Source organism: Streptomyces sp. NPDC042259, from assembly GCF_055582085.1.
Map to the genome: position 1 here is coordinate 14,265 of NZ_JBVJDW010000003.1, position 25,709 is coordinate 39,973.

22 protein-coding genes and 1 tRNA gene are annotated in these 25,709 nt (G+C 72.1%); 6 read left to right on the plus strand and 17 right to left on the minus strand.

The window, feature by feature from the left end:
* Nucleotides 1-320 precede the first annotated feature (320 nt).
* Complete coding sequence (locus ACZ6MA_RS09150; RefSeq protein WP_469432328.1) at nucleotides 321-1,424, plus strand: S1 family peptidase; 1,104 nt, start codon at nucleotides 321-323, stop codon at nucleotides 1,422-1,424.
* A gap of 83 nt (nucleotides 1,425-1,507) precedes the next feature.
* Here the strand turns inward: ACZ6MA_RS09150 and ACZ6MA_RS09155 are convergent, their stop codons facing one another.
* Nucleotides 1,508-1,795, minus strand: a complete 288-nt coding sequence (locus ACZ6MA_RS09155) for a hypothetical protein (protein WP_469432329.1) — start codon at nucleotides 1,793-1,795, stop codon at nucleotides 1,508-1,510.
* 872 nt (nucleotides 1,796-2,667) lie between these two features.
* Nucleotides 2,668-2,741: transfer RNA gene (locus tag ACZ6MA_RS09160), tRNA-Pro, on the minus strand.
* 225 nt (nucleotides 2,742-2,966) lie between these two features.
* On the opposite strand from ACZ6MA_RS09160, the gene ACZ6MA_RS09165 reads away from it, so the two are divergent.
* Complete coding sequence (locus ACZ6MA_RS09165; protein ID WP_184738031.1) at nucleotides 2,967-3,260, plus strand: YiaA/YiaB family inner membrane protein; 294 nt, start codon at nucleotides 2,967-2,969, stop codon at nucleotides 3,258-3,260.
* Between the two features lie 53 nt (nucleotides 3,261-3,313).
* Here ACZ6MA_RS09165 and ACZ6MA_RS09170 read toward each other — a convergent pair whose 3' ends face one another.
* Entirely contained in the window at nucleotides 3,314-3,712 is a 399-nt protein-coding gene (locus tag ACZ6MA_RS09170; protein WP_469432331.1) for an MmcQ/YjbR family DNA-binding protein, read from the minus strand.
* A gap of 196 nt (nucleotides 3,713-3,908) precedes the next feature.
* Between ACZ6MA_RS09170 and ACZ6MA_RS09175 the strand changes: the two genes are divergently transcribed.
* Nucleotides 3,909-7,148: an amidohydrolase family protein gene (locus ACZ6MA_RS09175; RefSeq protein ID WP_469432333.1), complete on the plus strand. Its 3,240-nt coding sequence runs from the start codon at nucleotides 3,909-3,911 to the stop codon at nucleotides 7,146-7,148.
* Between the two features lie 84 nt (nucleotides 7,149-7,232).
* Here ACZ6MA_RS09175 and ACZ6MA_RS09180 read toward each other — a convergent pair whose 3' ends face one another.
* The 3 genes from ACZ6MA_RS09180 to ACZ6MA_RS09190 form a co-directional block, all read right to left on the minus strand.
* Complete coding sequence (locus ACZ6MA_RS09180) at nucleotides 7,233-8,120, minus strand: chitosanase (protein ID WP_469432335.1); 888 nt, start codon at nucleotides 8,118-8,120, stop codon at nucleotides 7,233-7,235.
* A 133-nt stretch (nucleotides 8,121-8,253) separates the two neighbouring features.
* A complete protein-coding gene (locus ACZ6MA_RS09185) occupies nucleotides 8,254-9,441 on the minus strand; it encodes an MBL fold metallo-hydrolase (RefSeq protein ID WP_469432337.1) in 1,188 nt (395 codons plus the stop codon).
* Between the two features lie 280 nt (nucleotides 9,442-9,721).
* The gene (locus ACZ6MA_RS09190; RefSeq protein ID WP_469432338.1) at nucleotides 9,722-10,369 is read right to left on the minus strand and encodes an alpha-ketoglutarate-dependent dioxygenase AlkB family protein; all 648 of its coding nucleotides are present in this window, start codon (nucleotides 10,367-10,369) and stop codon (nucleotides 9,722-9,724) included.
* Between the two features lie 154 nt (nucleotides 10,370-10,523).
* Here ACZ6MA_RS09190 and ACZ6MA_RS09195 point away from each other — a divergent pair, with 154 nt between their 5' ends.
* On the plus strand, nucleotides 10,524-11,078 hold the full coding sequence (locus ACZ6MA_RS09195) for a carboxymuconolactone decarboxylase family protein (RefSeq protein WP_469432340.1): 555 nt from the start codon (nucleotides 10,524-10,526) through the stop codon (nucleotides 11,076-11,078).
* Nucleotides 11,079-11,248: 170 nt separating this feature from the next.
* Here ACZ6MA_RS09195 and ACZ6MA_RS09200 read toward each other — a convergent pair whose 3' ends face one another.
* The 3 genes from ACZ6MA_RS09200 to ACZ6MA_RS09210 are packed head-to-tail and all read right to left on the minus strand — an operon-like array spanning nucleotide 11,249 to nucleotide 13,283.
* Nucleotides 11,249-12,106, minus strand: coding sequence for an SAM-dependent methyltransferase (locus ACZ6MA_RS09200; protein ID WP_469432341.1), 858 nt, complete (start codon nucleotides 12,104-12,106; stop codon nucleotides 11,249-11,251).
* Between the two features lie 49 nt (nucleotides 12,107-12,155).
* Complete coding sequence (locus tag ACZ6MA_RS09205; RefSeq protein WP_130881367.1) at nucleotides 12,156-12,413, minus strand: DUF397 domain-containing protein; 258 nt, start codon at nucleotides 12,411-12,413, stop codon at nucleotides 12,156-12,158.
* 3 nt (nucleotides 12,414-12,416) lie between these two features.
* A complete protein-coding gene (locus tag ACZ6MA_RS09210; RefSeq protein WP_469432343.1) occupies nucleotides 12,417-13,283 on the minus strand; it encodes a helix-turn-helix domain-containing protein in 867 nt (288 codons plus the stop codon).
* A gap of 136 nt (nucleotides 13,284-13,419) precedes the next feature.
* On the opposite strand from ACZ6MA_RS09210, the gene ACZ6MA_RS09215 reads away from it, so the two are divergent.
* Nucleotides 13,420-13,878, plus strand: a complete 459-nt coding sequence (locus tag ACZ6MA_RS09215; protein WP_469432344.1) for an ATP-binding protein — start codon at nucleotides 13,420-13,422, stop codon at nucleotides 13,876-13,878.
* 80 nt (nucleotides 13,879-13,958) lie between these two features.
* Here the strand turns inward: ACZ6MA_RS09215 and ACZ6MA_RS09220 are convergent, their stop codons facing one another.
* A complete protein-coding gene (locus ACZ6MA_RS09220) occupies nucleotides 13,959-14,750 on the minus strand; it encodes an SGNH/GDSL hydrolase family protein (protein WP_469432346.1) in 792 nt (263 codons plus the stop codon).
* Between the two features lie 213 nt (nucleotides 14,751-14,963).
* Here ACZ6MA_RS09220 and ACZ6MA_RS09225 point away from each other — a divergent pair, with 213 nt between their 5' ends.
* On the plus strand, nucleotides 14,964-15,770 hold the full coding sequence (locus ACZ6MA_RS09225; RefSeq protein ID WP_469432347.1) for a tyrosine-protein phosphatase: 807 nt from the start codon (nucleotides 14,964-14,966) through the stop codon (nucleotides 15,768-15,770).
* A 47-nt stretch (nucleotides 15,771-15,817) separates the two neighbouring features.
* Here ACZ6MA_RS09225 and ACZ6MA_RS09230 read toward each other — a convergent pair whose 3' ends face one another.
* The 7 genes from ACZ6MA_RS09230 to hpnE all read right to left on the minus strand — a co-directional run bounded on the left by ACZ6MA_RS09230 (nucleotide 15,818) and on the right by hpnE (nucleotide 25,682).
* A complete protein-coding gene (locus tag ACZ6MA_RS09230) occupies nucleotides 15,818-17,212 on the minus strand; it encodes an aspartate aminotransferase family protein (protein ID WP_469432348.1) in 1,395 nt (464 codons plus the stop codon).
* Nucleotides 17,209-19,119, minus strand: coding sequence for a 1-deoxy-D-xylulose-5-phosphate synthase (gene dxs / locus ACZ6MA_RS09235; RefSeq protein WP_469432349.1), 1,911 nt, complete (start codon nucleotides 19,117-19,119; stop codon nucleotides 17,209-17,211). Before dxs ends, ACZ6MA_RS09230 begins: the two co-directional genes overlap by 4 nt.
* Before the next feature lie 161 nt (nucleotides 19,120-19,280).
* Nucleotides 19,281-20,303, minus strand: coding sequence for an adenosyl-hopene transferase HpnH (gene hpnH / locus ACZ6MA_RS09240; RefSeq protein WP_469432350.1), 1,023 nt, complete (start codon nucleotides 20,301-20,303; stop codon nucleotides 19,281-19,283).
* A gap of 5 nt (nucleotides 20,304-20,308) precedes the next feature.
* Complete coding sequence (locus ACZ6MA_RS09245; RefSeq protein ID WP_469432351.1) at nucleotides 20,309-20,959, minus strand: phosphorylase family protein; 651 nt, start codon at nucleotides 20,957-20,959, stop codon at nucleotides 20,309-20,311.
* Entirely contained in the window at nucleotides 20,959-22,974 is a 2,016-nt protein-coding gene (gene shc, locus ACZ6MA_RS09250) for a squalene--hopene cyclase (RefSeq protein WP_469432352.1), read from the minus strand. The genes ACZ6MA_RS09245 and shc overlap by 1 nt, the downstream gene beginning before the upstream one ends.
* Nucleotides 22,975-23,097: 123 nt before the next feature.
* Nucleotides 23,098-24,183 (minus strand): polyprenyl synthetase family protein, encoded by a 1,086-nt coding sequence (locus ACZ6MA_RS09255; protein ID WP_469432354.1) that lies wholly within the window; start codon nucleotides 24,181-24,183, stop codon nucleotides 23,098-23,100.
* 50 nt (nucleotides 24,184-24,233) lie between these two features.
* Nucleotides 24,234-25,682 (minus strand): hydroxysqualene dehydroxylase HpnE, encoded by a 1,449-nt coding sequence (gene hpnE / locus ACZ6MA_RS09260; protein WP_469432356.1) that lies wholly within the window; start codon nucleotides 25,680-25,682, stop codon nucleotides 24,234-24,236.
* Nucleotides 25,683-25,709: the final 27 nt, after the last annotated feature.

Below are 25,709 nucleotides of genomic sequence, written 5' to 3' on the forward strand. Positions count from 1 at the left end.
CCCTGGAAGCCCCGGTCTGCCACCAGCGGACCGGGGCTTCCACATCTGTGACCGGGACGCGGTGGGGCGTTGTCATTTGCATGGGCCGCCTTCATGATGTTCGCAGCCCTGGTGGGCAGAGCGTCGATATAGGACGAACGAGCCGGGAACGAACGGCAGTTGCACGGCCTGTCGCTGTTGCGGGTGGTTTACTCAGGGGCTACTGGCCCGCCCCCGTGGTGGCCTTGGGGCGCTGTGAGGATGAAGTTCCACCCCGCGCCGCACGGCGTGGGACAGTGCCCTTCCGGACCCGTGGTTCCGGCATTCACACGGGAGATGCCTTGCGACCATCCGCTCCGCTCCGCCGCGTCGCCACTCTGGCGGCCACCGCACTCGCCGTGGTGGCCGCCGTCGCTCTCACTCCGCACAGCATCGACGCCTCGGCCGCCCAGCCCGCCAAGGGCATGACGCCCGTCGCGGCCGGACAGCTCGCCAAGTCCCTCGCCCCCCAACTGCACGGGGAGCAGGCCGGCTCGTACTACGACCGCGCGGCGAAAAGACTCGTCGTCAACGTCACCACCCCGGAAGCCGCCGCGAAGGTCCGCAAGGCGGGGGCCGAACCCAGGAAGGTCCGCTACGCGCACAAGACACTGGCCGCCACCGTGGCGGCCCTCAACGCCGGCAAGCCGATCGCGGGGACCGCGTGGGTGCAGGACGTCAGGGCCAACAAGGTCGTCGTCACCGCCGACCGCACGGTGACGGGTAAGAAGCAGGACCAGCTCAACACCATGCTCAAGCCACTGGGGGACACGGTCCAGCTGGAACGGACCGAGTCCGAGCTCAAAATCCGCCTTCAGGGCGGCGACAAGATCGAAAATCTCGGTGACAGCACCGCCTGCACCGTGGGATTCAATGTCAAGAGGGCGGGCAAGCCGGACGCCTTCCTCTTCTCGGGGCACTGCGGCGCTCTGCCCGACAAACATTGGACCATCGGCAGCAGCGTCGACCGGCGGTTGGCAGTAGCGACTGTCCCCGCTGGGGGAGTGAGCTTCCCCGGCAACGACTACGCCATCGCGGAGTACGACAGCCCCACCACCCCCGAACGCCCGAGCACGGTGCAGCCTGCTCAGGAGATCACCGCTGCCCGTGACGCCGTCCTCAACGAAGCCGTCACGGCCTACGGCGCCTTCGGCGGCCTGCAAGAAGGCACGGTCATCGGCCTCAACGCGACCGTGAACTACCCGGAGGGCCAGGTCACCGGCCTGATCAAGACCAACACGTGCGCCCAGGAAGGCGACAGCGGGGCACCCCTCTACTCCGGCTCCGACGCGATCGGAATCCTCTCGGGTGCGGAGAGCGTCACAGACTGTGACGAGGGGACGACCAACTCCTACTTCCAGCCGGTGGTCGAGGCCCTTACGGCGTTCGGCGCGACCGTCGGTTGACCTGACTCCCCTCGCCGGGGACACAGACCAGTACCCCCGGGCAGCCTGCCCGGGGGTACTGGTTTGCGTGGGGGCGGTAGTGCCTACTGCTTGGCCTGCTTGCAGGCCGCGTCCGTGGCGGTCCCGGCGACCTGGGAGACGTTGGTCAGCACCGCCTTGCACACAGCCGGGCTCACCGGGAGGCCGAGGCCGCCGACAGCGCAGGCGAGGTTGCCGTCGGTGGTGCTGCGCGAGTTGGGGATCTGGGCCAGGTAGTTCGCGCAACCGGCGCCGTCGGCCTGCGCGGCGGGGGCGGCGATGACGGCCCCGCCCAGGGCGAGCGCCGAGGCACCGACGATACCGGCGATACGGGCGGTAAAGGTTCGGTTCATGAGGTTTCCTCGCTGCGATGGGGGTGGGAAACGAATCAGCCGACCGGAGTATTACCTTCCAGTCACTCGGTCCTGTAACCACATAATGCACAGGCCAGTTACGCGGCGGCCGGGGGTGAGACCCCGGCGCCTCGCGCACTCACCCGGCGCTCACCGCGCACAGCGCTCCCCCAAGCCGTGGAGTGCGGGCGGGCCTCGGAGGCAAGGCCGGGCAGGCGTTCGGCCCGCTTCGCCCGTCATCTGCGGGGAGCGTCACCCCGCTAGGGGCCGGACCGCCAGGGAGACGGTCATCGCCGCCACGTACCCCTGTGCCACCGGCAGCGCGGCCAGAAGGCCCATCAGCGCGCCCCCTCCACCCTTCGCCGGTGGCGCACCGCCAGGCCGCCGCAAGGGCCGCCCTTCGTGCGGCTCTCGCAGCGCGCGGTGCTGTACAGCGTCCATGACGTTCGGCAGTGGCTCACGGGCTGCCGGATCGACACGGCGAGGCCCGCCTGATGATGAAACAGGTTCCGCCGATCGGCGTGAAGCGGCTCGACGCGGTCGGACACGGCCCCATGGCCCGGCTGTTCACCGGGCCCCGCGGCGGCCGGATCACCCCTGCCGTCCCGCACGGCGCCACCCACGGGGACGAAGTGGTCGTCCGCCTGGGCTACGAGCACCTACGGCGTCACGCTCTCCGGCACACCGGACTGACGGGAATGGCGGACGCCGGTATCCCCGTGCACGTGCTCCGCGTGGCCGCCAAGAGACCGACAGTCCCGAACCGGTCCCGGAGACCACGCCCGCGCGGCACCTGCGACTCGTCCGTCGACCCATCCGAAAAAAGCCTCTGACCTGCGGTTTCCCGCTAGTCAGAGGCTTCTTTCACCGTGTCGGGACGACAGGATTTGAACCTGCGACCCCTTGACCCCCAGTCAAGTGCGCTACCAAGCTGCGCCACGTCCCGATGCTCAACCGGCCCGGGCTTTCGCCCTCGCCGACCGCGCATGAGAACAATACCGCACTCCAGCCGGTGGTCGCGCACGGCTTTCGGAAGGCTCTGACCTCGGGCGAAGACGGTCGGGGGCCCGGTCGCGGAGTCCGGTCCGGGCATGATCGTCGGCGGTGGGTGCCGTGGAGATGAGTAGGCGTACTCATGCGCACGGGGTCGGGGCGCGGACACGCTACGCGCATGAGCACTCCATCGATACAGCGGCCGACGACCACGGCCTTCTTCGTGCAGGCCGCCCTCTCGTTCGGGTTGTCCCTGGTCGCGCTGGCCGTCGGGATCGCGAAGCTGCCCGTGGGGGCGTGGGAGCGGGCGTTTCTGGGGCTGGGGCTGATCTTCGTGGTGTCGTCCGCGTTCACCCTGGCCAAGTGTGTGCGGGACCGGCAGGAAGTGGAGGAGGTGACGAACCGCGTGGACAAGGCGCGGATCGACAAGCTGCTCATCGAGCAGGACGTCTTCAAGGCCGGGGGCATCTGAAAGGCCGGGCATCCAAAAGGCCGGGGCATCTGAGCAGCCGCGCGTCCGGCACCTCACCCCGCGTCCGCGTTCGGGTCCGGATCCGCCCTCCCCTCCGTACCGTGCGCCTCGACGACCGAGCGGGGCGCGGCGTCGCGCCAGGCGTCGTAGAGGATCGCGCGCAGCTCCGCGAGGTCCTCGATCGCGGCGAGGCGGACCCGTAGCCAGTCGTAGCGGTCGTCGTGGCCGGGGCGGACGAAGAACTTCTCCGGCTCCGCCGCGATCAGCTCCGCCCGGTCCTCGCGCGGGCACGTCACCCCGATCGACGCGTCGTCGTCCGCCAGCGCGGCGAAGATCTTTCCGCTCTTCGCGCCTGTCCCGGCCACCCGGAACGTGGGCATCCCCCAGGCGGGCTTCTCGACCGTCCCCGGCAGGGACAGCGCGATCGCGCGTACATCGGCGGCGGTAATCATGATCGTCCGTCTCGCTTCCTCGCGGCAGGGCGGGCCGGTGCGGATACCCACGACGGTAGCCGCCGGCATCGGTACCCGCACCGGCTGCCGATCCCGGGGCGGCGCGGTGTTGACCTTGGACCGGTGCGGCGTGCAAGTATCAAGCCTCTCATTTTCAGCTCCCGCACCGCGCAACTCCCCCGCATCAGGAGGACAGTTGGACACCAACGGCCCGGCGGACGCTACCCCCTCCGCCCTCTCCCGGCGTAGATTCCTGCAGGCCACCGCCGGTACCGCCGCCGTGGCCGGCGCGGCCGTCGCGCTTCCCGTGGACGCGGTGGCGGCGGTGCCCGGCCTGGCCGCCCGCGCGGCCGCCACGCGCGAGGTCACCCTTTCCTTCACCGCCGCCACCAACGGCGCGGCCTCGCTCTCCCCCGCCGGTGACCGGCTGGTCGCCGAGGTGCAGAACGTCCTGTGGTCCATTCCCCGCGCGGGCGGCGAGGCCGTCGCGATCACCCCGGCCGACCTCGAGCCCACCCGCCCCGTGCACTCCCCGGACGGTGCGCACCTCGCGCTCTGCGCCTACCGGGGCGGGGGCTTCCATCTGTGGACCTGCCGCGCCGACGGCTCCGGGCTCCGGCAGCTCACGGACGGGCCGTGGGACGACCGTGGGCCGTCGTGGTCGCCGGACGGCACCCGGCTCGCCTTCGCCTCCGAGCGCGGCGGCGACCCGGTGGCGGGCAGCCCGTACCGCGTATGGGTGATCGATGTGCGGTCCGGCGCGCTCACCCGCGTCACCGGGCTGCCGGGGCAGGAGGGACCCGCGCAGGACGGGGCCTGGGAGGATTTCGACCCCGTGTGGTCGCCGGACGGCGCCCGGCTGCTCTTCGTCCGCGCCAAGGCCGCCGGGTCGGCGCTGGAGGCCCGCACGATCGCCTCCGTGGCGTCCGACGGGCGGGGGCCGGTACGGGTCGAGCACGTCGAGAGCGCCGCCGCGCAGATCATGACGCCGGCGGTGTCACCGGCCGGGAAGCTGGCCTACCTGCGGACCACGGCCGCGCCCGCCGCCTCCTGCGTCCTCGTCGTGGACGGGGCCGCGGTGGCGGTGGACGGGGACGTCGAGCCCGTTCCGCCGCGGTGGGTGTCGCGCGACGAACTGCTGCTGACGGTGAGCGGCCAGTTCCGGATCGTCCGTCCCGCGCGCCCGGCAGCGGATGCCCGGGACGGCACCATCGCCTTCGCCGCGCGCCTGCCCGTCGACCGACCCCGCTACCGCGGCAAGCGGTACGACCTGGAGGGCGGCGTCGTGCGCCGGGTGCGGGCGGTGCATCTGCCGGCGCTGTCGCCGGACGGCCGGCGGGTGGTGTTCGCCGCGCTCAACTCCCTCTGGGTGACCGACGTCTCCGGCGGCCGGGCGCCGCGGCGCGTGGTGCGGACGGACCCCACGAGCTACCTGCTGGCCCCGGCCTGGTCGCCCGACGGGCGGGCGCTGGTCTACACCGACGACCGCGGCGGGCTGCCGGCCGTGCGCCGCCACGACCTCGCCTCCGGCAAGGAGACCGTGCTGGCCGACGGCGGGCGCGCGTATCCGGCGCTCTCGCCGGACGGCGAGCGGCTGGCCTGTCTGGACCTCTCCGGCAACCTTCTCGTGCGCGACCTCGCGGCCGGTACGGAGCGGGTGCTGGCGGCCCCCTTGGGCGGTGGCGGGCTGCCCGGGCGGCCGAGCTGGTCGCCCGACGGCCGTTATGTCGCGTTCTGTGACCGCAACCGCCTCAACCAGCGCTTCCGCGAGGGCTACAACCTGATCCGGGTCGTCGACACCACCACCGGTACCGCCCGGCTGCACCCCGTGGCCCCGCACACCTCGATCGCCGACCGCTACGACTCGGGCCCCGTCTGGTCGCCGGACGGCCGGCTGATGGCGGTGATCGTCGAGTCCGCGCTGTGGCTGCTGCCCGTACGGCCCGACGGGACCCCGGACGGGGCGGCCCGCCGGATCACCGACGAGGCCGCCGACCACCCCTCGTGGTCCGCGGACTCGCGACGGCTGCTGTACCTCTCGGCCGGGCGGCTGCGGCTGTTCGACCTCACCGGCGGCGAGCCGGACGGCGCGGCGCGCACCGTGCCGGTTCCGCTCGACTACCGCCGGCTCACGCCCGCCGACACCGTCGTACGGGCCGGGCGGTTCTGGGACGGCACGGGCAAGGCCGTCCGTGAGGACGTCGACATCGTCGTGCGGGGCGGGCGCGTCGCCGCCGTCGAGCCGCACCGGGCGCGACGGGCGGCGCTGCGCACCGTCGACGCGTCGCGGCGGACGGTGATCCCGGGGCTGTGGGACACCCACACGCACCCCTACCAGAACACCTACGGCGGCCGGCAGACGGCGCTGCAACTGGCCTACGGGATCACCACCGCGGTCTCCTTCGGCGGTTTCGCCTACGAACAGGCCCGGATCCGGGAGGCCGTCGCGGCCGGGGAGCTGGCCGGGCCGCGGCTGCTGGCCACCGGCGAGCTGCTGGACGGGGCCCGGGTGGCGTACAGCATGGGGCGCGCGCACCGTACCGAGGCGGGCCTGCGCCGGTCGCTGACCCGTGCCGCCGCGCTGGACTGGGACTTCGTCAAGACCTATGTGCGGGCGCCGGGCTGGGTGATGCGGGAGGCGGCGCGGTTCGCGCACGAGCGGCTCGGGGTCCGGGCCGGCAGTCATCTGTGCTCGCCGGGCGTGCAGCTCGGGCAGGACCTGACGACCCACCTCCAGGCGACGCAGCGGCTGGAGTTCGGCCATGCGACGACCGCGTCCGGGCACGCCTACCAGGACGTGACGGAGATCTACACGGCCACGGACTTCCATCTGGTGGCCACGATGTTCACGTCCGTTCCGCTGCTGGGTGAGGACCCGGGGCTGGCGAAGGACCCCCGGGTCACGCGGCTGATGCCGCCGTGGGACCTGGCGGTGGTCCAGAAGACGGCAGCCGCCCGGCCGACCGCCGACCAGCTGGCGACGCTGGAGCGTGAGATCGGTGTCTACCGGCGGGTGCTGGCCGGTGGCGGGATCGTGGCCCTGGGCACGGACGCGCCGCTGGTGCCGGTCGGGCTCTCCCTGCACCTGGGGCTGCGCGCCCTGCACCGCTTCGGGCTGTCGGCGGCTCAGGCGCTGCGTACCGCGACGGTGCTGCCGGCGCGGGCGCTCGGTGCCGAGCGGGACCTGGGCACTCTGGAGGTCGGCAAGTTCGCCGACGCGACGGTGATCGACGGCGATCCGTTCACGGACTTCGACACGCTCGTCCGCACGGAGTCGGTGCTGCGGGGCGGGGTGCCGTTCGAGCAGGCGCGGCTGGTCGGCGCGTTCGAGCCCGCGGGGATTCCGGCGCCGCGTGCGGGGGTGCGGCACGAGGACTGGCTCGCGGTGGGGCGGCAGTTGCGCCGTGATTCCTGCTGCGACATGGACGTGCTCTGAGCCGCGGCCGCCCGCGCACCCTCGGTGGAGGGTGCGCGGTGCCGCCGGTTGCTCGGTGAGCGCCGATTACGCGGTGGGCGCCGGTTACTCGTTGATCTCGTACGAGTCGCCGTAGACCTTCCACTTCAGCGGCGGCTTGAGGTCGAAGTTGCCGTTGTTGAGGAAGACGCGCTGGGCGGTGTCGACGCGGCTGGTGTCGCTGTGCGCCTCCTCGCGCTGCATGGCCTTCTTGCGGGCGTCGAGGAAGGCGTTCAGGTAGGTCTTCTCGTCGCCGCCCTGCGCCGGGGTCTTGGCCTTGGCCAGTGCGGCCTTGCGGATGCCGCCGAAGCTGTCCTTGCCGCTGCCGGGGCCGTGCATGACGATCGCGTCGTAGTAGGCGAACTGGCCGAGTGCGCGCAGGCCGTCGGCCTTGGCCTGCTTGACCGCCGGGTCGAAGTAGACGCGGTCGCGCTCGGCTTCCTGGGCGTCCTGGAAGGCCTTGTGCTGGGCGGCCTTCTTCCAGGCGTCCTCGAAGGGCTTGCCGAGGCCGGCGTGCGAGTCGCTGCCGTTGACCTTGCGCAGGGCGGGGAGGTACTTGGCGAGCGGGTTGTCGGGCTTCTGCTTGGTGTACCGCTCGACGAGGTCGAGCATGTCGCCGGTGCCGGAACAGAAGCCGATGATGCCGGCGGTGTAGCCGCGGCCGTCGTCTATGTCCTCGATGTAGGTGAACTGGGCGCGCCAGTCGAGCGAGGAGTTCTCCGCGCTCGACACCAGCCGCATGGCCATGTCCTTCTTGTACGGGTCGTTGAGGTCGGTGCCCGCCGCCAGGGTGTGGAGGGTGGCCCGGGGAGCGGGGGCGGAGGCGGGGGAGGTCGCGGTGGCGGACGCCTGGTCGACCCCGGTGAGCATGAGGGCGGTGGGGATCGCGGCGGCCAGCCCGACGAGGGCGAGACGGCCGGACACAGGGATCCTCTTCGAGGTGCGCGCGGGCATGCGGGACTCCGTTCCCGATCAGCTGTTAGGAAGCTTTCCTAACCATCGGCGTCATTGAAGCGGCCCGTCCGCGCACACCACAAGGGGATCGTGCGCATCCTGGTGAAAACCCGCCACACGCCCGCGCGGCCCGCTACGCCTGCAGGATGACCTCGGCGTCGTCCTCGGCACCGCTCTCGGCGCCGTCCGCGACGTCGGCCCAACCGCCCGCGGGAGGTACCGCGACCGCGCGCCACCACGGATCGACCCGCAGCCCGGCGGCGGGCTCGAACGGCTGCCCGGGGCGGGGGGTGGCCACCACCGCGCCGACTCGGCGCGCCGCGGCGAGCGTCCCTTCCGCGGGCTCCTCCCAGGGGTGCGGTGCGAGGTTGAAGGTCCCCCAGTGGATCGGCAGCATGATGCCGCGGGGCGCGCCGCCCTGCAGGTCGAGATGGGCGCGCATGCCCTCCTCGGGGGTCATGTGGATGTCCGGCCAGAATTCGCTGTACGCGCCGATCTGCACCATCGTGACGTCGAAGGGCCCGTACTGGGCGCCGATCTCCGCGAAACCCGGGAAGTAGCCGGTGTCACCGCTGTGGAAGACGCGGTGCTCGGGGCCGGTGACCACCCAGGAGGCCCACAGGGTGTGCTGGGTGTTGCGCAGCCCCCGGCCGCAGAAGTGGCGCGCGGGAGTGGCGGTGAGGGTGAGGCCCTCGACTACCTGAGTCGACTCGTGCCAGTCGAGTTCGGTCACCTGGGCGGCGGGCACCCCCCAGTGTTCGAGGTGGGCGCCGACGCCGAGCGGTACGACGAAGCGCGTACCGGCCCGGGCCAGGGCCTTGACCGTCGGCAGGTCCAGGTGGTCGTAGTGGTCGTGCGAGATGATCACCGCGTCCACCGGGCCGACCTCGGTCAGCGGCACCGGCACCGGATGCAGGCGCTTGGGGCCCGCGAAATCGAACGGCGAGCAGCGCTCGCCCCACACCGGATCGAACAGCAGTCGGCGGCCGTCGATCTCGGCGAGCACGCTGGAGTGGCCCATCCAGGTGACGCGCAGCCCGGAGTCGGCGGGTTCCGCGAGGTCGGCGATGGTCGTGGGGTGCACGGGCACGGTCCCGGCGGGGGCTCTGCGGACGCGCTCGCCCTTGCGGAAGTAGGTGGGCAAGAACTTCAGCATGGAGCCGGACGGCGTCAGGTCGGCACCCACCGGATTGACGAACCGGCCGTCGGCGAAGTGCGGCGATCGCCGGATGCGTGCCATCCGCTCCCCGGACGGATCCGCCCCGAAGGCGGCCGGGCGCAGCGAGGCGAGCGGTGAGCGGTGCGGTCGGGAGCCGGTCACGGCACCTCCAGGGCGATGGGGGCGCCCCCGTGCCGTGCGGGCCACGGGGGAGGGCGGGTCACTCCCATTATCTGCCCGAGCGGCCGGAGCACATGGTGATCAATCCCACGCGCCGGGCCGCTGAGCTGCGCGGACACCGGGACGTCACCGCCCGGGCCCACCCCCGTTGACATGCGGGCCCGGACGGCGGCGTCCGTACCGGCCGGGAATCCACTGTGCAGGTTCGGCGCCCGGAGCGCACGTCGTTTTCCGCGCCGCACGCTTGCCGCCGGGGGTGCGTTCACAGCCCGCTGACGCGCAAGGTGATGTTGAGCCGTCCGGTCAGGCCCAGCCCGGGTGGCGCGGTGCCCGGCCGGGTGCGGGGGACGCCGTGGTAGGCGAGCCGGGAGGGGCCGCCGAAGACGAAGAGATCACCGCTGCGCAGCTCGACGTCGTTCCAGGGGCGGCCCCGGCCGCCCGGGTGCCCGAACCGGAAGACGCAGGTGTCGCCCAGGCTGAGCGAGACGACCGGTGCGCCGGACTTCTCGTCGCCGTCCCGGTGCAGGCCCATGTGCGCGCCCGCCGCGTAGAAGTTCACGAGCGCGATGTCGTACTCCGGCACCGTCGCCCGCTGCCCGTAGGCGCGCGTCACCGCCGCGCGGGCCAGCTCGCCGAGCCGGGCCGGGAAGGGTTTGACGGGTGCGCCGTCGCCGTCGACGACGGTACGGGCGTAGCCGTAGGGGTACCAGTGCCAGCCCAGGCAGAACGACCGTACGGACATCTCGCCACCGCTCGGCATCCGCACGGTTCGCAGGCCAGCCGGAGGCTTCGCCCATTCCCGGCAGTCGGCCAGCAGACGCCGCTGCGCGGCTTCGTCCAGCCAGCCGGGGACGTGCACGGCGCCCGGGGCGATCTCGGTGGCGGGGCGGGGGAACAGCTCGTCGTGCATGTCCTCCAGCGTAGGCCGGGGTCCTTCGGCGCCCGGGCGGAAGTTTTTTCGCGCGTTCCCCTCCCGGATGTCACGAACGGCACCGGCTCGTCCGTCGTATGGGCGGAGCGGCCGCGGCAGCGGCCGCCGAGGACGATCACCGGAGGTACCCGACATGGCCCGCATCTCTCTCGACCCGCCCCGCACCCCGCTGGTCCGCCTCGTGGAGTGGTACTCCCGGCGGACGTACGGGAAGGTCCTCGAACCGCTGGCGGCCTACGCCCACCACCGGCGGGTGCTGATCACCACGTCCCGCTTCGAACTGTCGGTGGCCCGTTGGAAGAAGCTCGACCCCGGGCTGAAGGCCCTCGCGGTGATGGCGTCGGCGGCGGCCATCGGCTGCTCGTGGTGCGTGGACTTCGGCTACTGGGAGAACCGCAGGCACGGCATGGCGCACCGGAAGCTGCACGACGTGCCCAGGTGGCGGGAGAGCGAGGTCTACACCCCGCTGGAACGGGACGTCATGGAGTACGCCGAGGCGATGACCGCGACGCCGCCGACGGTCGGGGACGACCTGGCCGAACGGCTGCGGCAGCGCCTCGGCGAGGAGGGGCTGGTCGAGCTGACCGCGATGATCGCGGTCGAGAACCTTCGCTCGCGCGTCAACGCTGCGCTTGGGCTGACCAGTCAGGGGTTCAAGGACAGCTGTGACGTCCCCGCGGAGGCATAGACCATGGCGGGTGCACCTGCGCTGCGCGGCGGTGTCCTCAATCGCCGGACGGGCTTGACTCGGCCGGGCTCAGCCAATGCAGCCCGTCCGGCGTTTGAGGACGCGCCCGCAGGGCGCCCGCCGCCGCAGGCGGCACAGCGGTCGGCAGCCGAAGACCCACCGGGCAGCCCCTAGGACTTCCGCCCGACTCCCCCGTAAAAGATCGTGTTGCTCAGCTCCTCGGGCCCCGGCACCGGCCCGTCCGGGCGCCACAGCGGCACCCGGACCAGGCCGGGGTCGAGGAGGGTGAAGTCGCCGAAGAGCGGGGCGATCTCGGCGCGGCCGCGCAGGTTCAAGGTGGCGGTGGCGTTCTTGTAGACGTCGAGGACGCCGTCGCGGGCCGTCTCGTCCGTGCGGCCCGCCTCGTACGCCTCGTAGGGTTCGCCGGTGGCGTGGGAGAGCACGAGACAGCTGCCGGACGGCAGGGCCTCGGCGAAGGCGGCGACGATGCCGGCCGGGTCCTCCTCGTCCTTGACGAAGTGCAGGACGGCGACGAGGAGCAGGGCCACCGGCCGGTCGAAGTCGATGAGGGAGCGGACCACGGGGTCGGCGAGGATCGCCCGGGGGTCGCGGACGTCGCCGAGCGCGAACCCGGCGTCGCCCGCGTTCGTCAGCTTCGCCCCGGCGTGGGTGGCGACGATGGGGTCGTTGTCGACGTAGGCCACCTTGACGTCCGGCGCCACCTCCCGGGCCACCTCGTGGGTGTTGGGCGAGGTGGGTATGCCCGTGCCGACGTCGATGATCTGGCGGATGCCGCCGCCCACCACCTCGCGCACGGCCCGGCGCAGGAAGGCACGGTTCGCGCGGGCGGAGAGGCGGACCTGGGGGTGGGCCTCGATGACGCGCTCGGCGGCCTGCCGGTCGACCTCGTAGTTGTCCCAGCCGTCGAGGTAGTAGTCGTACATCCGGGCCGGGTGCGGCCTGCTGGTGTCGATCTGGTCGGCCGTGAAACCCTGCTCGCTCACGCGGTTGTTCCCTTCGGTACGCATGGCCTTCGATGCCGGTGCGGCCCCGCCGACGCCGTCGGCGGGGCCGGCCTCACTCGCCGCTGACGCTCGGTCCGGCGAGCAGGAAATCGGCCTCGCCGGCCTTCGCGCCGCGGATGAACGTCTCCATCTCGTGGTGCGTGTAGATCAGAGCGGGGCCCGCCGGGTCGGTGGACTGACGGACGGCCACCCGGCCGTCCCCCAGGCGCATGACCTCGACGCAGCTGCCTCCGTTGCCGCCGCTCCACGGCTTGCTCCACCCCTCGGTGCCGAGGTCGGTGGCCCGCATGCCGTTGTAGATGCGATCCATGGTTCAGATCTCCTTACGAATGCCACCCAGGAAGGCCTCGGTGGTCTGTGCCGGCGCGGCTTGCGCGCACATCCGGTCCAGCGCCTCCAGGAAGGCCGAGACATCGTCACGCTGGTCGAAGTAGGAGGCCCCGACGAGGTTTTCCGCGTAGGCGATGTCCGGCAGCTCGGGAAGCGGGAACCGGAAGATATGGAACGGTCCGTACATCGCCGGGTGCGGCCCGGCGGCGAACGGCATGATCTGCAGTCGTACGTTCGGCAGTGCCGTCGCCTCGACGAGGTGGGCGATCTGCTCGCGCATCACACCCGGCCCGCCGATCGGCCGGCGCAGCACGGTCTCGTCCATCACCACCCACAGCAGTGGCGCCCGGTCCCGGGTGAGCAGGCTCTGGCGTACGCGGCGGACGGCCACGGCCCGGTCGATGTCGGCCTCGGGCGCGTGGGGCATTCCGGCGCGGAGCACGGCGCGGGCGTACTGCTCGGTCTGCAACAGGCCGGGCACGTAGTGGGGTTCGTAGGCGCGGATGAGGTTGGCCTCTTGCTCCAGGCTGACGAACGCGCTGAACCACTCCGGCAGGACGTCACGGAAGCGGTGCCACCAGCCGGGGCGGTTGGCTTCCCGGGTGAGGGTGAGGAAGCTTTCGACCTCCGCCGGGTCGGTGACGCCGTAGACGCCCAGCAGCTTCTCCACGTACGGGATCTTCAGGCCGACCTCGGCCTTCTCCATTCTCCGGACGGTGGCGTGCGTGACGTCGAGGGCGCGGCCCGCCTGCTCGAAGGAGAGCCCGGCCTTCTCCCTGAGATCCTGCAGCCGCTTGCCGAGCACGACTCGCAGAACGGTCGGGGCGCCTACACCGCGCGCGTCCGCCACTGTCCACCCCCTCCAACTGCTGTCATATGCCAGCAGTGTGCCACGCGACCTGTGGAGCCGACAGACTGTGCATGCGATTCTGTAATTTGCAGATTGAACCTTGCCACACCCGAGGCGCATCGCACATAGTTGCGGAGTGGTCCCCTCCCATGACGCCCCCCTGCTCGGGCGCTGCGGCAGTTCCATCGCCGAGCGTCTGCAAGACGCCTTCCATTTCCCGGCCCTCAACACCTCGGTGGCGGAGGCGCGAAGACGAGTCCTCGCGCGGCTACGGGAATGGGGCATAGACGAAGTGGCCTGCGACGACGCCCAATTGGTGGTGTCGGAGCTCTTCACCAACGCCGTGCGGCACACCGACAGCGACAACGTCAGCTGTCAGCTGCGGATCAGCGGCGCGCGGCTGCGCATAGAGATCGCCGACCAGGGGCACACCCCCACCGAGCCCCGCGCGCGGTGCAGCGGGGCGGACGAGGAGAGCGGACGCGGCCTCCTGCTGGTCGGCGCGGTGTCCGAGGCCTGGGGGGTGCGGCCCGACGACAGCGGCCGTGGCCGTGTCGTCTGGGCCGACCTGTCGCACCGTCGGATCCCGCACTGACGGATCCTCCGCCGAGCCCGTACGGGCCTGTCTTTCCGTACGAGCCCTTTCACCGGGGACCACGAACCGGGGTGCGGTGGTTACAGCGGCAGCAAGTCCGGCCGCTTGGGCTCCACGTGGTCCCCCGAGGACTCCCCGCGCAGCCGGCGGCCGATCCACGGCACGAGGTGCTCGCGCGCCCAGTGGATGTTGTCGCGGCGCACCTCGGCGGGCGAGCGGTGCCCTTCTTCCGGCCAGGCCTGGTCGGGGTCGGCCGGCACCCGGAGCCCGAGCACCTGGGCGGCCCGCAGGGCGACGCGCGTGTGACCGTCCGCCGAGAGGTGCAGCCGGTCGTCGCTCCACGCCCGCCGGTCCTGGACCGAGCGCAGCGACCACAGGTCGAGGACCGGGCAGTCGTGCCGGTCGGCGATGGCCCGCACGTGCGCGGTGTACGTCGCGATCTTCCCCCGCAGATGGCGCAGGACCGGGATGCCACGGGTGTCGAAGCCGGTGCACAGCAGGACCGTGCCGACGGAAGCGGTCAGCTCGGCGACGGCCGCCTCGTAGCGCTCGGCCACGTCGTCGGGATCGCTGCCCGGCCGCAGGATGTCGTTGCCACCGGCGCAGAAGGTGACCAGGTCCGGCGCCAGCTCCTTCGCCCGGGGGATCTGCTCCTCCACGATCTGGTCGAGGAGTCTGCCGCGGACCGCGAGGTTGGCGTATCGGAAGGAGTGCTCCGCCTGCTGGTCGGAGAGGAGTACGGCCAGTCGGTCGGCCCAGCCGATGAAGGTGTCGTTCGGCCCAGGGTCGCCGACGCCTTCGGTGAAGCTGTCCCCGACGGCTGCGTACGACCCGATCGCGCCCTTGCTGAATGAATTCGAATCGTCTGCCACGTCAGCACATACTTCACCTCACCGAGTGACTTACGCCACCGTAACCAAGGGTTGACGTGCCGTGATGTATCCCACCCCGACAAAGTCGGCTCAACCGGAATACGCGGGCACGGCTCCCGTACGAGCCGATCACACCGTGAAAAGGGTGTCGTAAGGTCGTTGGGCCGCTTCGTCGACGAGCAGCGTCGACAGCCGGACCAGAGGAGAGCGCCCGTGACGCAGACGCCGCAGATCCCGTCGACCGAGCCGGAGCTGGCGGGGGTGCGCAACTTCCGTGATCTCGGTGGGCTGCCGGTCGCCGACGGACGGCGGGTACGCCCCGGCGTCCTCTTCCGCAGCGGTCATCTCGCCCACGCGACCGAGGCGGACGCGCGCTTCCTCGACTCCCTGGGGCTGCACACCGTCTTCGACTTCCGCAACGCCGCCGACATCGCGCTGGAGGGTGAGGACGTCGCCCTCACCGGGGTGCGGAACGTGAACATCCCGCTGACCGACCCGGCGGACGGCACCGAGTTCTGGCGGATGGTGCGCGACGGGGACCTGGATCTGCTGCGGTCCATCCTGGCCGAGGGCCGGGCCGCCGGCCGGATGTCCGATACCTACCGCGAGATCATCACCACCCGCACCGCCGACCACAGCCGGGTGCTGCACGCCCTCGCCGAGGACAGCGTGCCCGCGCTCATGCACTGTGCCGCCGGCAAGGACCGGGCGGGGCTGTCCATCGCGGTGACCCTGCTCGCCCTCGGCGCCTCGCGCGCGACCATCGAGGCGGACTACCTGGAGTCGAACGCGCCGCACCGCCGCTACCGGGTACGCCGGGGCGAGGGCGCGCCCGGCGGTACGTCCCCCGAGGTCATGGAGCTGCTCTCACCGCTGTTCGAGGCCCGGGCGGAGTACCTGGCCGCCGCGTTCACGGCCATCGAGGAGACGTGGGGCACCACCGAGCGCTATCTCGCCGAGGGCCTCGGCGTCACCACGGCGACGCGCGAGCGGCTGCGGGAACGGCTCCTCACCGACTGACCCGGCCGGCCCGCTTCGCGGTCGCGGGGGCCGCTCCCCCGCGGCCGTCAGCGGCCGGCGACCGCCTGCTTCACCAGGGTCCGGCCGAAGTCCCACATCAGCCCGCCACCCCCGTGGGCATCGTCCATGACGGCCGTGAAGGCGTCCACGAACCGGTCCACCTCCTTCTCGCCGATGATCAGCGGCGGGATCAGCTTGATGACCTCCAGCCGGTCACCGGAGACCTGGGTCAGGATCCGGTGCCGCTGGAGCAGCGGCACCACCACCATCTGCGCGAACAGTCCCTTCCGCGCGGTCTGCAGCATCGCCCAACGGCTCCGCAGTCCCAGCGACTTGGGCCGGCCGAACTCGATGCCGATCATCAGGCCGCGGCCGCGCACCTCGTGCAGCAACTCGTACTTGTCGACGAGCGCCGCCAGCCGGGTGCGCAGCAGATCACCGGTCCGCCGGGCGTTGGCCACCACGTCTTCGTCCTCCATCACGGCGAGCACCGCGAGCCCGGCCGCCATCGCCTGCGCGTTGGACCCGAAGCTCGCCGAGTGGACCAGCACCCGGTCCATGGACGAATAGACCTTCTTGAAGATCCAGTCCCTGCCGAGGGTGGCGCCGACCGGCACATAGCCGCCGGAGAGCGCCTTGGCCACGCACACCAGGTCCGGTTCGAGCCCCGTCTCGTGCTGGTAGGCGAAGAACGCGCCGGTCCGCCCGATGCCGGTCTGCACCTCGTCGGCGATCAGCAGGGCCTTGTGCCGGCGCAGCAGCTCCTGGGCGGCCCGCAGGAACCCGGCGGGCGGCTGGAGGACACCCTTGCCCTGGATCGGCTCGACCACGAAGCCCGCCACGTCGCCGCGCTTGAGTTCGCGTTCCAGGGCGTCGAGGTCACCGAGCGGGACGGCCGTGTCGGGCAGCAAGGGGGCGAAGCCGTCGCGGAAGCCGTCCTCGCCGTTGACGGACAGGGAACCGGCGGTCAGCCCGTGGAAGGCGTGCGCGCAGTACAGGATCCTCGGTCTGCCGGTGGCGTAGCGGGCGAACTTCAGCGCCGTCTCGACGGCCTCGGTGCCGCTGTTGCCGAAGAAGACCCGGTCCAGATGCGGTGCGTGGGACAGCAGCCGTTCGGCGAGGAGGCCGGGCAGCGGCTGGCAGTCGAAGCGGGTGAGGTCGGCGAGGGAGGCGTCGAGGACGTCGTGCAGTGCCTTGCGTACGACGGGGTGGTGCCGGCCCAGGCCCATCACCCCGAAGCCCGCGAGCATGTCGAGGTAGTCCTGACCGTCCGCGTCCCAGAAGTAGGCGCCCTCGGCCCGTTCGTAGACCTTGTCGAAGCCGATGGTGCGCAGCATGCGCGGGAGCTGGTGGTTGAGGTACCGGGTGTGCAGGTCGTAGCCCTCCCCGCCGCGCTCCGCCAGGAGCCGGGCGAGGTCGAAGCCGCGGGGGCCGTCCGTCATGCGTCCTCCTCCTTGGTGGCCGGGGCGGCCGTCCGGCGGGCCGCCGCGGCGCTGATCCGGCCGGCGATCTCGGCGGGGGTCAGCCCCAGGTCCGCCAGCACCTCGCCGCGCTTGGCGTGCGGCAGGAACTGTTCGGGGATGCCGAAGGTCCACACCGGCAGGTCGATGTCCGCGTCCCGCAGCGCCTGGGCGATCGCCGAGCCGACGCCGCCGGTACGGCTGTTGTCCTCGACGACGGCGACGACGCGGTGCCGCGCGGCGAGCGCGGGCAGCGCCTCGTCGACCGGTTTGACCCAGCGGGGGTCGACGACGGTGCAGGCGGTGCCGCGCGCGGCGAGCAGTCCGGCGGCGTCGAGGGCGACCCGGGCCATGACGCCGACCGCGATCAGCAGCACGTCGGGGTGGGCGGTCTCCGGGGCGCTCAGCACGTCCATGCCGCCGACGCGGGCCACGGCGGGCAGGGCCGGGCCGACGGTCTCCTTGGGGAACCGCACGACGGTCGGGGCGTCCGTGACGTCGACGGCCTCCCGGAGCTGGGCGCGCAGCTGGTCGGCGTCGCGCGGGGCGGCGATCCGCAGTCCGGGCACGACCTGGAGGACCGACATGTCCCACATGCCGTTGTGACTGGGCCCGTCGGTGCCGGTGACCCCGGCCCGGTCCAGCACGAACGTCACTCCGCACTTGTGCAGGGCCACGTCCATCAGCACCTGGTCGAAGGCGCGGTTGAGGAACGTCGCGTACACCGCGAAGACCGGGTGCAGCCCGCCCGTGGCCAGCCCGGCCGCCGAGGTCGCCGCGTGCTGCTCGGCGATGCCCACGTCCCAGACCCGGTCGGGGTAGGCGGCCGCGAACCGTGTCAGCCCCACGGGGTGCAGCATGGCCGCGGTGATCGCCACCACGTCGGGCCGTTCGGCGCCGATCCGCAGCATCTCGTCGCCGAACACCGAGGTCCAGGTCTGGCCGCCGGCCGCGACGAGCGGCTCGCAGGTCAGCGGGTTCATCACGCCGACGGTGTGGAAACGGTCCGCCTCGTCCTCCAGGGCGGGCCGGTAGCCGCGCCCTTTCTCCGTCCGGCAGTGCACGAGCACGGGACCGTGGAAACGCTTCGCCCGGCGCAGCGCCTCCTCGACGGCCCCGATGTCGTGTCCGTCGATCGGGCCGACGTACTTCAGGCCCAGGTCCTCGAACATGCCCTGGGGTGCGAAGGCGTCCTTGAACCCCTTCTTGGCGCCGTGCAGCGATTCGTAGAGCGGTGTGCCGAGCAGCGGCAGCCGTTGGAGGACGTCCTTGCCCCAGGACAGGGCGCGCTCGTAACCGTCGGTGGTGCGCAGTCCGGCGAGGTGGTGGGCGAGGCCGCCGATGGTGGGCGCGTAGGAGCGTTCGTTGTCGTTGACGACGATGATCAGCGGGCGGTCCTTGGCGGCGGCGATGTTGTTCAGCGCCTCCCAGGCCATGCCGCCGGTCAGCGCGCCGTCGCCGATGACGGCGACGACATGGCGGTTCCAGCGCCCGAGCACCTGGTTGGCCTTGGCGAGCCCGTCGGCCCAGCCCAGGACCGTGGAGGCGTGGCTGTTCTCGATGACGTCGTGTTCGGACTCCTCGCGGGAGGGGTAGCCCGAGAGGCCGCCCTTGCCGCGCAGCTTGGAGAAGTCCTGCCGCCCGGTGAGCAGCTTGTGCACGTAGCTCTGGTGCCCGGTGTCCCACAGGATGCGGTCGGCGGGCGAGTCGAAGGCGCGGTGCAGGGCTATGGAGAGCTCCACCACGCCGAGGTTCGGGCCGAGATGGCCGCCGGTCCTGGCGACCGCGTGAATCAGGAAGTGCCGGATCTCCTCGGCCAGTTCGGGCAGGTCCGCCGCGGCGAGAGTCTTCAGATCGCGCGGACCGCGGATGTTCTCCAACAACGACACGCGAGCCCCTTTTCGTCTTTCGTGCTCGTCCTTACGCTTTCTTCTTTCGCTCTCGTGCTCGCCTTCCCGGCCGGCGGTGACGTCGGGGGCGCCGGACGGGACCCGCCGCGCGGGGCGGCGGGTCGCGAACGGCCGGGCCGGTACGCCGGCCCCCGCGGGGCTCAGTTCCGGTTCGAGGAGATGGTCTCGCGGGCGGCGCGCAGCGACTCCTTCAGGGAGCCCATGGTGGCCAGCACGGCCGTGGGTTCGTAGCCGCAGTGCGCCATGCAGTTGGCGCAGCGCGGGTCCTTGCCCCGCCCGTACTTCTCCCAGTCGGTGTCCTCGATCAGCTCCCGGTAGGTCGGCACATACCCGTCGCTCATCAGATAGCAGGGGCGCTGCCAGCCGAAGAGGGAGTAGTTGGGGATGGCCCACGCGGTGCACGGGAAGTCCGCCTTGCCCTCGAGGAAGTCGAGGAAGAGCGGGCTGTGGTTGAGCCGCCACCGGCCCCGGTTGCCGCCCGAGAATGCCTTCCTGAACAGCTCGCGGGTCTGCTCGACGCCGAGGAAGTGCTCCTGGTCGGGGGCCTTCTCGTAGGCGTAGGCGGGCGAGATCATCATCTCGTCGACCTGGAGGTCGTCATTGAGGTAGTTGAGTACCTCGATGATGGTCTGGGGGGTGTCGGTGTTGAAGAAGGTGGAATTGGTGGTGACCCGGAAGCCGCGCCGCTTGGCCTCCTTGATCGCCTCCACCGCCTCGTCGAAGACGCCCTCCTTGGCGACGGACTCGTCGTGCCGCTCGCGCAGCCCGTCGATGTGCACCGCGAACGCGAAATAGGGCGAGGGCGTGAAGTTGTCCATCTTCTTGCGCATCAGCATGGCGTTGGTGCAGAGGAAAATGTATTTCCTCCGCTCCACCAGCTGGCGCACGATCTCGTGGATCTGCGGGTGCATCAGGGGTTCGCCGCCCGCGATGGACACCATGGGCGCGCCGGATTCCAGCACCGCGCCCACGGCCTGGGCGACCGGCATCCGCTGCTTGAGCACCCCGGCCGGGTGCTGGATCTTCCCGCAGCCCTCGCACTTGAGGTTGCAGGCGAAAAGCGGCTCGAGTTCCACGATCAGCGGGAACTTCTCCCGCTTCCGGAGCTTCTGTTCAAAAAGGTAGGTCCCGACCCGGATGGTCTGGCGGAGCGGCATGGCCATCTAGCTCACCTCCTGGGGAGCAACAAAGAACGGTGCCATTCGAAAAAAGCCGGAAGAACAGTGCGCAGTACGCGGAATGCTGATATTCCACCCCGCAAGGTCCCGATTCGGACGAGTTCATGTTCTGGAGCGTCCACGACCACCCGGACGGCCGCAACCGGGCGCGGACCGGCCCGCACGGCGCTTCGGAGCGTGGCGGCGGACTCCATGTCCACCGCGAGCGCTCCCGCGGCGTGCAGGGCCGTCCGTTCCGCGCCGCGTACGACGTGGTCCGAGCCGACCACCGGGCCGGTGTGGATGACGCGCCGGGGCGCGACCCCGGCCAGCTCCTTGGCCAGCAGTTCCACGCCGACGCACTCGGTGCGCCCGGCGCCGTCACGGGTCTCGTCGGCGACGACCAGGTCCCCGGGGTGCATCCCCGGGGCGAGGCCGGCGCAGAAGCCGGTGGCGATCACGGCGGCGTCCCCGAGCGCCGGGTCGTCCCCGAGCGCGAGGGCCACGGCACGGTCCGCGGCCTGCGGTCCCATGCCGGTGCGCAGTACGGTCACGGGCCCGGCGGCTCCGCCGAAGCCACCGCCCAGGGCGAACCGTTCGATGCCGAGCGCACAGGCGATCAGCAGCGGGGCGGAGCCGGGGGTGCCCGTGCCGGGGGTCATCAGCCGTCCCGCCGCTCGGGGGCGAAGGGCTCGCCGTGCAGATACCGGCCGAGGGCCGTGACGGGGAAGACCTGGCGGTACAGGTGGTAGTTGATGGAGAAGTCCCAGGGGAAGCCGGTCCCGGTGAAGTACGGCTCGTCCCAGGAGCCGTCCGGGCGCTGGTTGTCCACCAGCCAGGCCACGCCGCGCTCGACGGCCTTGCTCTCCCGCTCCCCCGCCGCCAGCAGCGCCATCAGCGCCCAGGCGGTCTGCGAGGGGGTGGTGGCACCGCGTCCGATCCACTCGGGGTCGCGGTAGGAGCGCTGGTCCTCGCCCCAGCCGCCGTCGGAGTTCTGCACGCTCTCCAGCCAGCTCACGGCCCGGCGGACGGCCGGGTGCGAGGCGGGCAGCCCGGCGGCGACGAGGGCGGGCACCACCGATCCGGTGCCGTAGACGTAGTTGGTGCCCCAGCGGCCGAACCAGGCTCCCGTTGCCTCCTGTTCGGCGAGCAGCCAGTCGATGCCGCGCCGGGCGCGCGGGTCGTGCTGCTTGCCGAGGGCCGCCAGCATCTCGACCACATGGGCGGTGACGTCGGCGGACGGCGGGTCGATGACCTCGCCGAAGTCGCAGAACGGCAGCCGGTTGGGGAAGGGGCTGGTGTTGTCGGCGTCGAAGGCTCCCCAGGCGCCGTTCTTGGACTGCATGCCCAGGTTCCAGCGGGTGGCCCGCCGGACGGCCGCCTCGACGCGCCCGGGGTCGGGGTGGCGTACCCGCTGGAGGGCGAGGACGACCTCGGCGGTGTCGTCGATGTCGGGGTAGTTGTCGTTGTCGAACTCGAACGCCCAGCCGCCCGGGGGCAGCTCGGGGCGGCGTACGGTCCAGTCGCCGGGCCGGGTGATCTGTTCGTCCAGCATCCAGTCGGCGGCCTTGACCAGTGCCGGGTGGTCGGCGGCGACGCCCGCGTCGGCGAGCGCGATGACGGCGAGGCAGGTGTCCCAGACGGGTGACTGGCACGCCTCGATCATCCGCGCGCCGTCCTCGCGCCAGACGGCGAAACGGTCCAGCGATTCCAGCCCCGCGCGCAGCACCGGGTGCTGGAGGTCGTAGCCGAGGAGGTGGAGGGCGATGACGGAGTAGACGGCGGGGGGCTGGATGCCGCCCCAGCAGCCGTCGTTCTCCTGGCGTTCGATGATCCAGCGCTCGGCGGCCCTGAGCGCGGTGCGGCGCAGCGGGGCGAGCGCGAACCTGCGGTAGACGTGCAGCGCCTTGTCCAGGCGCTGGAAGAGGCCGTCCCAGCTGGCGGCCGGAGCCGCCGGGCGGGGCGGGTTGGGGCGCCGCGGGTCGGTGTGCAGCTCGTCCAGGGGGAACGGCGCGGGCCGTACCGGGCGCAGGGCGGAGACGATGGTCAGCGGCACGATGGTCTGCCGGGCCCAGCAGCCGAAGTCGTAGATGTTGAGCGGGAACCACTTCGGCAAGTACATGATCTCGGGCGGCAGTTCGGGGAGGTCGTCCCACTTCCACCAGCCGAAGAGGGCCAGCCAGATCCGGGTGAAGACCCGGGCGGCGGCGATGCCGCCCTGCTCGCGGATCCAGCGCGCCGCGGCGGCCATGTGCGGGGCTTCGGGGGCGTCTCCGGCGAGCCGCAGCGCCACATAGGCCTCGATGGTGGCGGAGAGTTCGGCGGGCCCGCCGTGGAAGGTGGACCAGGTGCCGTCCGGGCGCTGCTCGGTGCGGATGAAGAGGGCCGCCGCCTGGACGGTCTTCTCGTCCTGGATGCCGAGGAACTGGCGCAGCATCAGGTCTTCGGCGTCCATGGTGACGTTGGTCTCCAGGTCGCCCTTCCACCAGCCCGCCGCGTCCTGCCGGGCGAGCAGGTGCTCGACCGCGCGGGCGGTGGCCCGCTCCGCGGCCGCGCGTGGCTGCCCGGCCCCCGTCTCCCCGGCCAGGTCGGCGCGGGGCAGGACGGTGGTGCTCTCGTTGGCCGCGGCCGCGAGGGGCATTTGGGCCCCGCTGCTTCCGTCGGTCGTCGCTGTCATGGTTTCCCCTTTTGCAGTGAGTTTCTTCTCTGCCGTACTGCCGTACTTGGGGGTTCCGTCGGCGGCGCCCCGAGCGAGGGGCGCCTGCCGGCGACTGCGAGGTCTAGATCGGGTGAATGGGAATCATCTCTTTCGTACGACGACGAAGTCGGCGAGCGCGACGAGCTGCGCCCGGACCTCTGCGGGCATGTCGACGCCGTCCAGCGCCTCGATCGCGGTGGTGTGCTGGCGGCGGGCCTCCTGGGAGGTCCACTCCCGGCCGCCCGCCTCCTCGATCAGCGCCGCACGGCTGGCGAACTCCTCCTCGTCGAAGTCGGCGGCCTGGGCGTCGCTGAGCTTGGCGTCGGCGGCGAGGATCCGGGCGAGCCGCTCGGAGGCGGGGCCGCCGGCGGCGAGGGCGGCGACGACGGGCAGGGACTTCTTGCGCTGGCGCAGATCGCTCCAGGTCTGCTTGCCGGTGGCCTCCGGGTCGCCCCAGATGCCGAGCAGGTCGTCGACGGCCTGGAAGGCGAGGCCGAGGTGGTAGCCGTAGGCCTCCAGGGTGTCGGCCGTACGGTCGTCGGCGCCGCCGAGGACCGCGCCGATGGAGACGGCACAGGCGAGCAGGGCGCCCGTCTTGTTGCCCTCCATCTCCAGGCACTCCTCGACGGTCACGCGCTCGCGGTGCTCGTAGGAGATGTCCTGGGCCTGGCCGTCGATGAGCTTGCGGGTGGCCGTGGTCAGCCGCCGGGTGGCACGGCCGGCCTCGACGGTGCCGAGCTCCAGCAGGATCTCGTTGGCGAGGGCGAAGAGGGCGTCACCGACCAGGATGGCCTGGGCCGGGCCGTGCACCTTCCACACGGTGTCGCGGTGGCGGCGCTGCTCGTCGCCGTCCATCAGGTCGTCGTGGAGCAGCGAGAAGTTGTGCACGAGTTCCACGGCCACCGCGCCGGGGATACCGACCTCGGGGGCGACCCCGGCGGCCTCGGCCGAGAGCAGGGCGAGGGCGGGGCGGATGGCCTTGCCGCTGTCGCCGTGCGCGGGCCGGCCCTCGGCGTCGATCCAGCCGAAGTGGTAGGCGGCGACGGTGTCCATGGGCGGCGCGAGCCGGCCCACGGCGGCACGCAGCACCGGCGTGGCAAGCGTCCGTCCGCGCTCCAGCAGGGCGGTGACGCCTGCGGTGTCGACAGCTGGGATCGCCGAAGTCACGGTCTCTCCTCTGGTGTTCATGCTCATGCGTCCCCCGTGCCGGGGGTGCATGCCTGGGGTGGCTCGCTCGTTCATACCGGCTCCCGGAGGGGGCTCTGGTGCGGGCGCCCGAGTGCGGAGAGGGCCGCGCCGGCGGCGGACAGACCGCTGCGCACCGCGCCCTCCATGGTCGCGGGCCAGCCGGTGGCGGTCCACGCGCCGGCCAGGTACAGGCCGGGCGCGTTCGTGGAGGCGTGCGGCCGGAGCCGGCCGACGCCGGGGGTGGGGGCGAACGTCGCTGTCCGCTCCCGGGTCACGAAGAAGTCCCGGACGCCGGCGCCGCGTGCCGCGGGCAGCAGCCGCTCCAGCTCGGGAAGGTAGCGCTCGCGCAGCTCGGCGACCGGCAGGTCGATCTCGTCGCGCACGGCCGACTGGGAGACGGCCAGGTACTGGCCGCCGCCGGCGAGGCCGGAGGAGTCCGTGCGGTCGAAGACCCACTGCACGGGGGAGCCGAGGGCGGCGAAGAAGGGCTGTCGCAGGACCTTGCGGTCGTAGACGACGTGGACGTTGAGGATCGGGGCGGTGCCGATGCCGAGCAGGGCGTCGGCGTCGTCGAGGGCGCCCTCGGGCAGCAGGGCGTGGGTCTCGCGCTGGGGGACGGCGAGCACGACGGTGTCGGCGTCCAGCCGCTCGGCCGGGCCCGGACCGGACTCGATGTCCACGTGCCAGGTGCCGTCGGTGCCCCGGGTGAGGCCGGTGGCACGGGTGCGCAGACGGGTACGGACGCCCGCCCGGTCGAGGGCGGCGCGGGCGCGGACGTCGTGCAGCTCGCCCAGCGGTACGCGTGCCCAGCCGATGTCGGCGGCGCCGGGCTCGGAGAGCAGCCCGGTCTTGAAGACCATGGCGGCCAGGCCCAAAGAGGCCTCGCCGGCGGTGGCGTTGAGGGTGGCGACGCCGACGAGGTCCCACAGGGCCTCGACCGCGCGGGGGGACTGGCCGTGGCGGTGCAGCCAGCTCGCGAAGTCCTCCCCGTCCAGCGCGGGGTCCATCGGGTCGAGGCCGCGCAGCGCCAGCGCGGCGCGGCCGACCTTGGCCCGCTCGGCGAGCGAGAGGTGCGGGTAGGTGGCGAGGCTGGCCGCCAGGTGCAGGGGTACGGGCAGCGCGGTGCGGCGCAGCCGCCCCAGGACGGGCCGCCCGGAGGGGTGGCCGACGTCGAGGACGGGGACGTCGAGGCGGCTCTGCAGCGGAGCGAGCGCCAGGGCCTCGACCCGGTCGAGGAACCACTGGTAGGCGGTGCAGCAACGCAGGTACACGTGCTGGCCGTTGTCGACGGTCAGCACGCCGCGGCGGAAGGAGAAGGCCAGGCCGCCCAGCCGGGGCCGGCCCTCGATGAGGGTGACGCTCAGCCCCGCGTCGGCGAGTTCGAGCGCCGCCGTGGTGCCGGCGAGGCCGCCCCCGATCACCACCGCGGCCGCCCCGACGGGGCGGCCTGCCTCCTGCGTGCGGTGCCGGTCGGGCCCGGTCGTCGTCCGTGCTGTCATGCGCCCTCTCCCTCGGCTGCTGTCAGG